Here is a 12,681-nt window from a genome sequence, read left to right on the forward strand (position 1 = left end):
ATGTCGCCGTACAGGCCTCAGCTTCCCGTAGACGGCAGGGACACGCCCGCTATCCGGCGTGCAGCATCAGCCCGATGCCGAGCACCATGAGCCCCGCGGCGGCGATCCGGGGCAGGCCGAAGCGCTCCTTGAAGAACAGTGCCCCGATGGCCGCGCCGACGATGATCGAGGATTCCCGGAGGGCGGCGATGGGCGCCAGCTCGGCCCGTGTCTGGGCCCACAGGACGAGGCCGTAGGCGGCGACGGAGAGGGCGGCGCCGAGCAGACCGAGGGCGGCGCTGGGCCGCAGGACGGCGACCGTCTCCCCGCGCCACCGCCAGACCGCGTATCCGGAGATCCACAGCCCCTGGAGCACCATCAGCCAGGCGATGTACCCGAGGGCGGAGCCGGAGGTCCGCACGCCGAGCCCGTCGACGACGGTGTACGCGGCGATGGACAGCCCCGTCGCGAGGGCCGCCCCGATCGCCGCCCAGTCGGGCCGCCGTCCGCGCAGCCCCCACACGGCGACCCCGGTCAGCCCCGCGCAGGACAGCGCGACCCCCGCCGCGGCCCATCCGTCGGGCACCTCGTGCGCGAAGACGGCGGCGAACACGGTGACGACCAGCGGCGCCGAGCCGCGGGCGATGGGATAGGCCTGCCCGAAGTCACCCAGCCGGAAGGAGGTCATCAGCAGAACGACGTACACGAAGTGGATGCCCGCCGAGGCGATCAGATAAGGCCACGCCCGCCCCGCCGGGGCTGTGGCGAAGCACGCCAGGACCAGCCCGATCAGCACGCCGCCCGTCAGGATGAGGGTGAAGCCGACGAGCTTGTCGGTGATCCGGTGCGCGATGGCGTTCCAGCAGGCGTGGGTGACGGCGGCGAGCAGGACGGCGGAGGTGACCAGCGGTGTCACGAAGTGGGCTCGCGCACGTCCACGAGGGTGGCTCCGGCGTGGGCGACCAGCGTCCCGGGTGCCATGGGGAAGACGGTGTACGGGGTTCCGGCGGCGGCCCAGACGAGGTCGTGGTCGAGGAGTTGCCGGTCGGCGAGCACCCGCGTCCGGGTCCGGTGCCCGAAGGGCGGCACCCCGCCGATGGCGTACCCGGTCGTCTCCCGTACCACCTCGGCCTTGGCCCGGGTGACGCGAGCGGCACCGAGTTCGGCGCGTACCCGCTCCACGTCCACCCGCGAGGCCCCGTCCATGAGCACCAGTACCGGCACCCCGTCCGCCGCGAAGATCAGCGACTTGCAGATCTGGCTCAGCTCGCACCCGATCGCGGCGGCGGCCTCACCGGCCGTGCGGGTCGCCTCCGGGAAGCGGCGGATGCGGGAGCGGAGCTCCCCGAGGCCGAGTTCGTCCAGGGCGGCGGCGAAACGCGGGTGGGCCGGGGTGCCGTCGGCGTCAGTGGCGGTTGTCGTCGTCATGCGGGGCACGGTAGCGGTGCGTGTACCGCACAGGCGAGCCCGTTTCGGGCGGGCGCGGGCACGAGGAAGCCGGTGAGGGCGCGCCGTCCCCACGGCACCCTCACCGGCGATTGTGGTCAGGAGCGGGGCGTCAGACGCGCACCAGCTCCCGGTCCTCGTCCGCGTCCCCGTCCCTGTCCTTGGCGCGGAGCTCGTCCCGCGCCCGCAGGCCCTCGCCCTCGACGTCCACGTTGGGCAGCACGCGGTCCAGCCACTTCGGCAGCCACCAGGCCTTCTTGCCGAGGAGCGCGAGCACCGCCGGAACGATGGCCATGCGGACGATGAACGCGTCGAAGAAGACCGCGATCGCGAGGCCGAAGCCGATCATCTTGATCATCGACTCGCTGGAGCCGATGAAGCCGGAGAAGACGGCCATCATGATCACGGCCGCCGCCGTCACCACCCGCGCGCTGTACTTGAAGCCGGTTACCACGGCCTGGCTGGGCTTCTCCCCGTGCACGAACGCCTCCCGCATCCGGGTCACGAGGAACACCTCGTAGTCCATCGCGAGGCCGAAGACGACGCCCACCATGAAGATCGGCATCATCGACATGATCGGGCCGGTCTCCTCGACGTTCATCAGGCCCGACAGCCAGCCCCACTGGAAGACCGCGACCACCGCGCCCAGCGCGGCCGTCACCGACAGGAGGAACCCGAGGGCCGCCTTCAGCGGGACCAGGATCGAGCGGAAGACCACGATCAGCAGCAGGAAGGCCAGGCCGACCACCAGGGCCAGGTACGGCAGCAGCGCGTCGTTCAGCTTCTGCGAGAAGTCGATGTTCATCGCCGTGGAGCCGGTGACCAGCACCTCGGCGTCGGTCTTCGCGGTGATGTCCGCGCCCTTGTCACGGATGGCGTGGACCAGATCCTCGGTGGTGGTCGAGGACGGCTTGGAGTCGGGGATGACGGTGATCGTCGCGGTGTCGCCGGCCGTGTTGGGCGCGGCCGGGCTGACCGTGACGACGTCCTTCAGGCCCTTGATCTCATTGCCGACCTTGGTGAAGGCGGCCTTGGGGTGGGCGCTGTCCTTCGCGTCCACCACGATCATCAGCGGCCCGTTGAAGCCCGGCCCGAAGCCCTCGGAGAGGAGGTCGTAGGCGCGGCGCTGGGTGGTCGAGGTCGGCTGGGAGCCGTCGTCCGGGAGGCCGAGTTCCAGGGATGAGGCGGGGATCGCCGCCGCGCCGAGTCCGACCACGCCGAGCAGGAGGACGGCGACCGGGCGGCGTACGACGAAGCTCGCCCAGCGCGTGCCCATGTTGGGGCGGCCTGCCTGCTTCGGCTTCCGGCCACCGCCGAGCAGCTTGCTCTTCTCGCCGGCCGGCTTGACCTTGCGGCCCGCGTAGCCGAGCAGCGCCGGGATCAGCGTCAGGGCGATCAGTACGGCGATGGCGACCGTTCCCGCCGCCGCGACGCCCATCTTGGTCAGCATCGGGATGTTGACGACGGACAGGCCGACCAGGGCGATGACGACGGTCAGACCGGCGAAGACCACCGCCGAGCCCGCCGTGCCGACGGCGCGTCCGGCCGCGTCCTCGCGGTCGCGTCCCTCGGCGAGTTCGGCGCGGTAGCGGGAGACGATGAAGAGGGCGTAGTCGATGCCGACGGCGAGGCCGATCATCGACGCGAGGGTGGAGGTCGTCGAGCCGAGGTCCAGGGTGGAGGCGAGCGCGGTGATCGTGGAGACGCCGATGCCGACGCCGACGATCGCGGTCAGCAGTGGGAATCCGGCCGCGAGCAGCGAGCCGAAGGTGATGACGAGGACGACCGCGGCGACCGCGATGCCGATGACCTCGCTGGAGCCGGTCTCGGGCGTGGCGTTGAGCGCGTCACCGCCGATCTCCACGGTGAGCCCGGCGTCCCGCGCGTGCTGCGCGGCCTCCTTGAGCGCGTCCTTCGTCGAGTCCTCCAGCTCCATGCCGGAGACCTTGTACCGCACCGAGGCGTAGGCGACCGTGCCGTTCTTGCTGACGGCGTGTTTGGCGTACGGGTCGTCGACGGAGGAGACCTCGGAGCCGCTCTTCAGCTCCTCGACCGCCTTGTGGACGGCCTTCTTGTTCTCCTTGTCGGTCATCTTCTCGCCGCTCGGCGCCTTGAAGACGACCCGTGCGGTGGCGCCGTCGGCGGTGGTGCCGGGGAAGCGCTGTTCCAGCAGGTCGAAGGCCTTCTGCGCCTCGGTGCCCGGAATGGAGAAGGAGGTGTTGCCGGCAGCCGGCGCGGAGGCGGCGCCCACCCCGGCGAGGGTGAGCAGCGCGACCCATATCAGGGCGGCGAAGTGCCGTCGCCGGAAGGCGAGTCGGCCGAGTTTGTAGAGGAACGAGGCCACGGAGGCGTACTCCCGGTCAGGTCGTGGGGTTCTTCTGGGCAGGGTCGATCAGCCCGACGACGTGAGCGGGTACGTCAGGTGGTGGGCTTGCTGGGGAGAGGGTTCAGCTGGTGGGCGCGCCGAGGGCGGGGAGGACCACGGCGTCGATGTACGAAAGGAGGAAGGCCTGCGTCGGCGGCTGCTCGTCGATCATCGCGCGGGCGGCGAACCCACCGATCATCATGTGCATCACGTAACCGATCGCGGGGTTGTCCGCGCGGACCTCACCCCGGTCGATCGCTCGTTGCAGCACGCGGCGGAACTCCGCCATCTCCGGCTCGATGAGGTGGTCCTTGAAGGCCCTCAGGAGGTCCGGGTTGGAGTGGATCGCCATGGCCAGGCCCCGCATCAGCGCGGAGTTCTGCTCCATCTCGCAGTCGTCCGCGCGCAGGGTGAGGGCGTGCAGATCACCCCTGAGCGACCCGGTGTCGACATCGTCGGCGGAGTGGCCCGGCTTGTCGTGCCGCACGGCCTTCGCCACCAGCTCGGCCTTGCCGCCCCACTGGCGGTAGAGGGTGGCCTTGCTGGACCGGGTGCGGGCGGCCACGGCGTCCATGGTGAGGGCGTCGTAGCCGACTTCCCGGAGCAGGTCGAGCACGGCCTCGTACAACTCGGCCTCGCGCTCGGGTGTGATCCGACTGCGGCGCGCGGTGGCGACCTCGGTCATCTCTCTCACCCTTCCGCTCCGAACGACTCGGTTGCGTACAGGACGAATGTAGCGCAAGGCGCCAGCGAAACGAAACCGTTTCGTACGTGTGCTGCGTCACGCCTGGTCGGAGCGGGGCGTTTTTCACGAGTTGCTCCAGCCCGTCCCCGGGGAAAGCCTGGGGAGGTGAGCTATCTGCGCCTGCCGCATCTCAGCGGCGAACAGCTGTGCTTCGTGGCCGAGGACGACCTCTGGCTGACGTCCCTCGACACCCCGGGCCGCGCCTGGCGGCTCACGGTCGACCGTACCAAGGCCGGTCATCCCCGCTTCTCGCCCGACGGACGCCACATCGCGTACACGACCTGGCGCAGTCTGGTGCCCGAGATCCACCTGGTCGCGGTCGACGGCGAGCCGGCGCGGCAGCTGACCTACTGGGGCAGCCCGGACACCCAGGTGTGCGGCTGGACCCCGTCCGACGAGCACGGACACAGCGACATCCTCGCCGTCGCCTCCCACGGCGAACCCTTCTCGTACTTCACCTGGGCCTACAAGGTCACCCCCGCCGGCGACCCGGGCCGCAAACTGCCCTGGGGCCCGGTCTCCGACATCCAGGTCGCCGACGTCGACGGCGAGCACAAGACCCTGCTGCTGACGGGCACCCCGCCGCACGAACCGGCCGCCTGGAAGCGGTACCGGGGCGGCGCCATGGGCCGGCTGTGGCTGCACGGGCAGCGGCTGCTGCCCGACATCGGCGGGCATCTGCACTCCCCCATGTTCGTCGGCGGCCGCATCGCCTTCCTCTCCGACCACGAGGGCATCGGCAACCTCTACTCCTGCGCCTACGACGGCACCGACCTGCGCCGGCACACCGACCACGACGCCTTCTACGCCCGGCACGCCTCCAGCGACGGCACCCGGGTCGTCTACCAGTGCGCGGGCGACCTGTGGATGGTCGACGACCTGGCGCCGGACTCGGAACCGCACAAGCTGGACGTGCGCCTGTCCGGGCCGCGCGCGGGCCGCCGTCGGTACCCGATCCCGGCCGCCCAGCACGTGGACGGCATCTCCGTGGACGAGACGGGCCGGGCCAGCGCCGTCGTCGTACGCGGCTCCCTGTACTGGCTCACCCACCGCGACGGCCCCGCCCGCACGATCACGGACACGCCCGGGGTGCGCGTCCGGCTCCCGGAGATGCTGGGCTCGACCGGTCAGGTCGCCCACGTCACCGACGCCGAGGGCGAGGACGCGATCGAGATCGCCCAGCTCCCCCGCGCCACCGGCGACCGCGCGCCGCGCCGGCTTGCCTCCGGACGGCTGGGCCGCGTCCTGGAAATGGTCTCGGACCCCGACGGCGAACGCCTGGCCCTCGCCGCCCACGACGGCCGGCTGCTGCTCCTCGACGTCACGGAGAACACGAACACGCCGGCCTCCGGCGACGATGACGCCTCCGGCAACACCGGCTCCGCCGCCTCGGGCGGCTCCGGCGACTCCAGCTCCGACGCCCCGGGCGGCTCCAGCGGCCCCGGCGACCTCGGCGGATCCGGCGAGTCCGGCAGCTCCGACGAGTCCGGCGGCTCCCGCAGTTCCAGCAGCACCGACGAGTCCGGCAGCGTCGGCGGCTCCGGCGGCGGGGTCACCGAGCTGATCCGGTCGGTCAACGGGCCCGTGCGGGATCTCGCGTTCTCCCCGGACGGGGCGTGGCTGACCTGGTCGCATCCCGGGATCGGGCGCACGCTGCGGCAGATCAAGATGGCCCGGATAAAGGACGGGCTGATCGTCGACGTCACCAACGGCCGCTTCGAGGACGAGAACCCGGTGTTCACCTGGGACGGCCGCTATCTGGCCTTCCTGTCCTGGCGGGGCTTCGACCCGGTGTACGACGTGCACACCGGGGACCTGTCCTTCCCGCTCGGCTGCAAGCCATACCTCGTCCCCCTGTCCTCGGCGACCCCCTCCCCCTTCGCCCTGAACCCGGAGGGCCGGCCGGCGGCCGGTGGCCTGGACCCGGTCGAGGACGAGAACGGCGGCGAGGCGGGCGCGGTGACCGTGGAGGTCGAGGGGCTGGAGAACCGGGTGACGCCGTTCCCGGTCACCGCCTCCAAGTACTCCGCGCTGCAACCGGTCGCGGGCGGCGGCCTGGTCTGGCTGCGCTGGCCGATCTCGGGCGCGCTGGGCGAGACGTTCGCGAACCCGGACGACACCACCGGCCGGCCGACGCTGGAGTACTTCAACATCACCAAGGGGAAGAAGTCCGAACTCGTCGGCCACCTCGACTGGTTCGCGGTGAGCGGCGACGGCACCCGGCTGGTCGTGGTCGACGAGGGCGACCTGCGTGCGGTGCCGTCCACCGAGCCCGGCGACGCCGACACGACGACCTGGATCGACGCCCGTCGGATCCTGCACGAGGTCGACCCGGCCGCCGAGTGGCGCCAGGCGTACGACGAGGCCGGCCGTCTCACCCGCGCCTACTTCTGGGACCCGGGGATGTGCGGCATCGACTGGGACGCGGTCCTCGACCAGTACCGGCCGCTGGTGGAACGCGTCGCCTCCCCCGACGAGTTCGCCGACCTGCTGCGCGAAGTGCTGGGCGAGCTCGGCACCTCGCACGCCTACGTCAGCGCCGCCCGCCGCAACGAGGGCCCGGCGCACTACCAGCGCCTACAGGGCCTGCTGGGCGCCAACTTCGTACGCCGCGACGGCGGTTGGACGGTCCGGCGGATCCTGCCCGGCGACTCCTCCGACTCCAGGGCCCGCTCCCCGCTGGCCGGCACCGGCATCCGGGGCGGCGCGGTCCTGACCCACGTCGACGGCCGGCCGGTGGATCCGGTGGCGGGACCGTACCCGCTGCTCGCGGGGGCGGGCGGTACGACGGTGGAACTGACCTTCGCGCCGCCGGAGGGCGAGGAGGGCCCGGCCCGGCGGGTCGCCGTCGTCCCGCTCATCGACGAGCGGCCCCTGCGCTACCAGGACTGGGTCGCCAAACGCCGCGCGCTGGTACACGACTTGAGCGGTGGCAAGTGCGGCTACCTGCACATCCCCGACATGGGCGGCTCCGGCTGGGCGCAGTTCAACCGCGACCTGCGCATGGAGCTGTCCCGGCCGGCGCTGATCGTCGACGTGCGCGGCAACGCGGGCGGGCACATCAGCGAGCTGGTCATCGAGAAGCTGAGCCGGAGCATCATCGGCTGGGACCTGACCCGGAACGCCCAGCCGGTGTCGTACACCTCCAACGCGCCCCGGGGGCCGGTGGTGGCGCTGGCCGACGAGGCGACGTCCTCCGACGGCGACATGATCACCGCCGCCTTCAAGCTGCTCAAGCTCGGGCCGGTGGTCGGGCAGCGCACCTGGGGCGGGGTGGTCGGGATGACCGGGCGGCACCGGCTGGGCGACGGCACGGTGATCACGGTGCCGATGAACGCGGCCTGGTTCGACGCGTACGGCTGGTCCGTGGAGAACCACGGCGTCGCCCCCGACGTGGAGGCACTGCGCACCCCGCTGGACTGGGCGGAGGGCCGGTACGCGCAGCTGGTCGACGCGGTGGAGCTGGCGCTGGAGCTGCTGACCACCGAGCCCGCGGCGGTCCCGCCGGACTACCGCGACGTGCCGGACCGTTCACGGCCCAAGCTGCCGCGACGGCCCACGGACCGGTGAGCGACGTGTGCGCGGGAAGCGGGAAGGGGCGCCCCTCGTCAGGGGCGCCCCTCCGGGTCAGGAGACCGCGTCAGGCGTCGTAGTCCTGGCTGAAGCGGTCCTGCATCTCCTGCTCGGTGTCGTCGATGTCCTGACGACCGCGCTCACGCGGCTGCTGCCCACGCTGCGGGGGCTGCTGCTGGCCGCGCTGCGGAGACTGCTGCGGCCCGCGCTTCGGGGGCTGCTGGCCACGCTGGCCGGCCTTCTCACGGGCCTCGCCCATCTTCTGCTTGCCCTGCTCCTGCATGCCGCGGGCCTTCTCCTGGAACTGGTCCTTCATACCCATGTGGGTTCACTCCCGTGGTGGGTGGGGGGGTTGGCCCCTCGGTGGGGCCTCGACCAGATTCACACGGGCGGACACAGTACGCATTTCGATCACTAACGGTACGTAACGTCCGCTGGTCCAGGGCTAGTTTCGCCGCACCGAACGCTCCTGCTCGTCGGCCTGTCCGCCCGCGCCCACCAGGCCCGTCCGCATGCCCCGCAGCCGGGGCGCGAACCGGCGCATCTCCCGCTGGCCCACCGTCCCGATGAGACCCGGCAGATACCCGCGCACGCCCTGCATCCCGCGCAGCCACCACTGCCCGTACACATGGCTCGAGCGCCGCTCGATCCCGGCCACGATCCGGTCGACCGCCGGGCCCAGCGGATAGGTCTTGTTGGACGGCCACGGCAGCCGCTGCCTGAGCTCGCGCATCACCTCGTCCTGGTCGGCGCCGCGCACCATGTCCGTGTCGGTCCACGACAGATAGGCCACGCCGACGCGGACTCCCTGATGACCGACCTCGGCGCGCAGGCTGTGCGCGTACGCCTCCACACCGGCCTTGGACGCGCAGTACGCGGTCATCATCGGCGCCGGGGTGATCGCGGCGAGCGAGGCGACCTGGAGCAGATACCCCCGGCTCTCCGTCAGCACCGGCAGGAAGGCACGGGCGGTCACCGCCGAGCCGATCAGATTGACCTCGATCACCCGCCGCCAGGCCTCCGGGTCGGAGTCCACGAAGGGACCGCCGGTCGCCACCCCGGCGTTGGCGACCACGATGTCGACCTTGCCGAACCGTTCCTTGACCTCCCGGGCGACCCGGGTCATCGCCTCGTGGTCGGTGACGTCGGCGTACCAGTGGTCGCTGTCGCTGTGCAGCCGCCCGGAGACCTCCTTCAGTGCCTCCGGCTCCAGCCCGACCAGCGCCACCCTGGCGCCGCGCGCGGAGAGCTTGCGCGCGAGCAGCTCACCGACGCCGCGCGCGGCTCCGGTGACCACCGCGACCTGTCCCTCGAGATCCACCCTGCTCATGCGCTCTCCTTGGCCGTGTCCGTCACGTACCCGGTGACCAGTTCCCGGATCTTCCCGGTCACCTGCTCCGGTGCCTCCACCGGTGTCATGTGGCCGACGCCGGCCAGTTCGGTGCTGCCCACGCAGTGCGGCAGCGCGGCCACCAGCGAGCGCGCGTGCACCGGCGGGGTCATGCGGTCCGCCGTGCCGACGACCACGACCGTCGGCACCCGCAACTCCCGTACGGCGTGGTCGAGGTCGAGCGTGTCCAGCACTCGCGACCAGGCGTGGCGTACGGCGCGCGGGCAGGCGTGCACGATCCGCGCGCACGCCTCCACCATGTGCGGGGCCGAACCGGCGCCCATGGTGGCGTACTTGAGGATGCGCCGCGCGAGAGGCGTGACCGGTCCCAGCGGGGCGCGCGAACCCAGGACGCGCGCGGTGAGCCAGGTGCGCACCCGCCCCACGGGCAACGGCACCACGAGCGACTCGGCGACCAGCCGCGAACTGCCCGTGCTGCACAGCAGGACGGCCGCGGCATGGTCGCGGAAGCGGGCGCGCGCGGAGGCGGCCAGCACCGTCATCCCGCCCATGGAGTGGCCCACGATCACGGCCTTCTCCCCCGGCGCGAGGGTCTCGGCGAGCACCGCCTCCAGGTCGTCGGCCAGCGCCTCGGCGGTGCAGCCGGGGCTCGCCGGGCTGCGGCCGTGTCCGCGCTGGTCGTAGGCGATGACCCGGTGGTCCACCGCCAGCTCCCGGATCTGCGCCGCCCAGAACGCGGTCGAGCAGGTCCAGCCGTGGGCCAGGACGACGGGGGGCGCGTCGTCGGGGCCGTGCACCTCGACGTGCAGCCGGGCGCCGTCGGCGGAGACGGCCGTCAGGACGCGCCCGGGGGCGGGTGGGGCGTACGGGCCGGAGGCCACGTGGGTGCGGCGGTTCATGCGGTGACCTCACTGCGGCCGTGGGACTCGTCGGGGGTCTTCTTCGTGGCGGGCGGCCGGACGACCTCGTACTCAGCCAGGTCCACCCGTCGGGTCGCCCGGCGGAACTCCGTGGTCGTGCCCGGCCAGATGGTGGTGTTGCGGCCGCTCGCGTCCAGGTACCAGCTGGTGCAGCCGCCGGTGTTCCACACCGTGCGCTTCATGCGCTCCTGCACCTCGTGGTTCCAGGCCCGTACGGCGCTCGGGCGGGCGTCGAGGGCGACCCGGCCGCCGAGGACGTCGAGCTGACGCACGAAGTCGGCCAGATAGTTCAGCTGGGACTCGATCATCAGGATCATGGAGGAGTTCCCGAGGCCGGTGTTGGGGCCGATGATCGTCATCCAGTTCGGGAACCCGGCGGCGCTGGCCCCGCGCAGCGCCTGCATCCCGCCCTTCTGCCAGGCCTCGGCGAGGGTGATGCCCTCCGCCCCGACCACCCGCTCGGCGATCGGCATGTCGGTGACGTGGAAGCCGGTGCCGAAGACGATCGCGTCGGCCTCGGCCTCGCTGCCGTCGGCGGCGACGAGGGTCGAGCCGCGTACCTCGGCGAGCCCGCTCGCGACGACGTCGACGTTGGGGCGGGCGAGGGCCGGGTAGTACTCGCTGGACAGCAGGATCCGCTTGCAGCCGATGCGGTAGTCCGGGGTGAGCTTGGCGCGCAGGGCCGGATCCTTGACGGCCCGCGCCATGTTGCGCTTGGCCAGCTGCTCGACCATGCCCAGTTCGTCGGGGTGCTTGGTGAACGCCTGGACCTGCAACTCCCGGATGCCCCACAGCAGTCGGCGCCTGAGCTGCGTGGTGAACGGCAGGGCCCGGTGCAGCCGCCGCTCGACATCGCTGATCGCCCGGTCGACCCGGGGGATCACCCACGGCGGGGTGCGCTGGAAGAGGGTCAGCCGGGAGACGCGGGGCTGGATGGACGGCACGATCTGGATCGCCGACGCGCCCGTACCCACCATGGCGACCCGCTTGCCGGTGAGGTCGTGGTCGTGGTCCCAGCGGGCCGAGTGGAAGACCTTGCCGGGGAAGGTGTCGAGGCCGGGGATGTCCGGGATCCTGGGGTCGGACAGCGGGCCGGTGGCGGAGACGACGACGTCCGCCGACAGCGAGCCGCCGGCCGTCTCGATGTCCCACCGCAGCTTCTCGGTGTCCCAGGTCATCCGCTTCACTTCCGCGCCGAAGCGGATGTGGGGCCGCAGCCGGAAGACGTCCGTCACGTGTTCCAGGTAGGCGCGGATGTGCTCCTGCCCGGAGAAGGTGCGCGGCCAGTCGGGGTTGGGCGCGAAGGAGAACGAGTACAGATGCGACGGCACGTCACACGCGCACCCCGGGTAGCTGTTGTCCCGCCAGGTGCCGCCGACGCTGTCGGCCCGTTCCAGGACGACGAAGTCGGTGACCCCCTCGCGGCGCAGTCGCACGGCCGCGCCCAGCCCGCCGAATCCGGATCCGATCACCGCCACCCGTACGTGTTCGTGTTCGGTCATCCCGACAGCCTCCCTGCCCGACGCGACTGTGCCAGTGAACACTGGCGCAGTGGGACTGTAGAGCAGGTCCGTACCGACCGGTAGGGGGCGCGGCGAGGAAAGTTACCCCGGGTACGACATAGGGTGCGGGCGTGGCAGACAAGCGCGAGTACCGCATGGAGGAGCTGGCCCGGCTGGCCGGCATCACGGTGCGCACCCTGCGCTTCTACCGAGAACGCAAGCTGATACCCGCGCCCCGCCGCGAGGGTCGTATCGCCTGGTACGACGACCACCACCTGGCCCGCCTGCGCACGATCTCGGCGCTGCTGGAGCGCGGGCACACCCTGAACGGCATCGCGGAACTCGCCGAGGCCCTCGACCAGGGCCGCGACGTCGCCGACCTGCTCGGCGTCGGCGCCCCCACCGAGGAGGAGCCGGTCCGCCTCACCCCCGAGGAACTCGCGGCCCGCTTCGAGGGCGACGTCACCCCGGAGAACCTCGCCGCCGCGATGGAACTCGGCTACCTCGGCACCGACGGCGACGAGATCGTCCACATCAGCCGGCGCCTGCTGGACGTCTCCTCCGCACTGGCCCGCGAGGGCATCCCGCTCGCCGAGGTCCTGGCGGTCGCGGGGCGCGTACGCGAACACGCCGACGCCCTCGCCGAACTCTTCACCGACCTCGTCCTGCGCCACGGCCCCGAGGAGGACCTGCAACGCCTGCGCCCCCTGGCACGCAGCGTGGTGGAGGCGGAACTGTCCCTGGCCCTGGACCGACGACAGCGCAAGCGGGACTGACCGGACCCCGATCGGTCCTGGAGG

Annotated in this window: 10 protein-coding genes; 2 read left to right on the forward strand and 8 right to left on the reverse strand. The window is 71.9% G+C overall.

From position 1 onward, the window contains the following. Positions 1 to 49 precede the first annotated feature (49 nt). From ACWGJM_RS00495 to ACWGJM_RS00510, 4 genes are all read right to left on the reverse strand, one after another. Positions 50 to 895, reverse strand: a complete 846-nt coding sequence (locus ACWGJM_RS00495) for an EamA family transporter (RefSeq protein ID WP_453409445.1) — start codon at positions 893 to 895, stop codon at positions 50 to 52. Then, entirely contained in the window at positions 892 to 1,407 is a 516-nt protein-coding gene (locus tag ACWGJM_RS00500) for a YbaK/EbsC family protein (RefSeq protein WP_453409446.1), read from the reverse strand. Before ACWGJM_RS00500 ends, ACWGJM_RS00495 begins: the two co-directional genes overlap by 4 nt. 130 nt (positions 1,408 to 1,537) lie before the next feature. Then, the gene (locus tag ACWGJM_RS00505; RefSeq protein WP_453409447.1) at positions 1,538 to 3,769 is read right to left on the reverse strand and encodes an MMPL family transporter; all 2,232 of its coding nucleotides are present in this window, start codon (positions 3,767 to 3,769) and stop codon (positions 1,538 to 1,540) included. Positions 3,770 to 3,872: 103 nt separating this feature from the next. Further along, entirely contained in the window at positions 3,873 to 4,475 is a 603-nt protein-coding gene (locus tag ACWGJM_RS00510) for a TetR/AcrR family transcriptional regulator (RefSeq protein WP_453409448.1), read from the reverse strand. 165 nt (positions 4,476 to 4,640) lie between these two features. On the opposite strand from ACWGJM_RS00510, the gene ACWGJM_RS00515 reads away from it, so the two are divergent. Beyond that, positions 4,641 to 8,105: a S41 family peptidase gene (locus ACWGJM_RS00515; protein ID WP_453409449.1), complete on the forward strand. Its 3,465-nt coding sequence runs from the start codon at positions 4,641 to 4,643 to the stop codon at positions 8,103 to 8,105. A 70-nt stretch (positions 8,106 to 8,175) separates the two neighbouring features. Here the strand turns inward: ACWGJM_RS00515 and ACWGJM_RS00520 are convergent, their stop codons facing one another. The 4 genes from ACWGJM_RS00520 to ACWGJM_RS00535 all read right to left on the reverse strand — a co-directional run bounded on the left by ACWGJM_RS00520 (position 8,176) and on the right by ACWGJM_RS00535 (position 11,881). Further along, complete coding sequence (locus tag ACWGJM_RS00520; RefSeq protein ID WP_453409450.1) at positions 8,176 to 8,430, reverse strand: hypothetical protein; 255 nt, start codon at positions 8,428 to 8,430, stop codon at positions 8,176 to 8,178. Between the two features lie 123 nt (positions 8,431 to 8,553). After that, positions 8,554 to 9,438 (reverse strand): SDR family oxidoreductase, encoded by an 885-nt coding sequence (locus ACWGJM_RS00525; protein WP_453409451.1) that lies wholly within the window; start codon positions 9,436 to 9,438, stop codon positions 8,554 to 8,556. Further along, entirely contained in the window at positions 9,435 to 10,358 is a 924-nt protein-coding gene (locus tag ACWGJM_RS00530; RefSeq protein ID WP_453409452.1) for an alpha/beta fold hydrolase, read from the reverse strand. Before ACWGJM_RS00530 ends, ACWGJM_RS00525 begins: the two co-directional genes overlap by 4 nt. Further along, positions 10,355 to 11,881, reverse strand: coding sequence for a flavin-containing monooxygenase (locus ACWGJM_RS00535; RefSeq protein WP_453409453.1), 1,527 nt, complete (start codon positions 11,879 to 11,881; stop codon positions 10,355 to 10,357). Before ACWGJM_RS00535 ends, ACWGJM_RS00530 begins: the two co-directional genes overlap by 4 nt. 155 nt (positions 11,882 to 12,036) lie before the next feature. Between ACWGJM_RS00535 and ACWGJM_RS00540 the strand changes: the two genes are divergently transcribed. Beyond that, complete coding sequence (locus ACWGJM_RS00540; RefSeq protein WP_453409827.1) at positions 12,037 to 12,657, forward strand: MerR family transcriptional regulator; 621 nt, start codon at positions 12,037 to 12,039, stop codon at positions 12,655 to 12,657. Positions 12,658 to 12,681 lie beyond the last annotated feature (24 nt).

The organism is Streptomyces sp. NPDC054834, assembly GCF_053611185.1.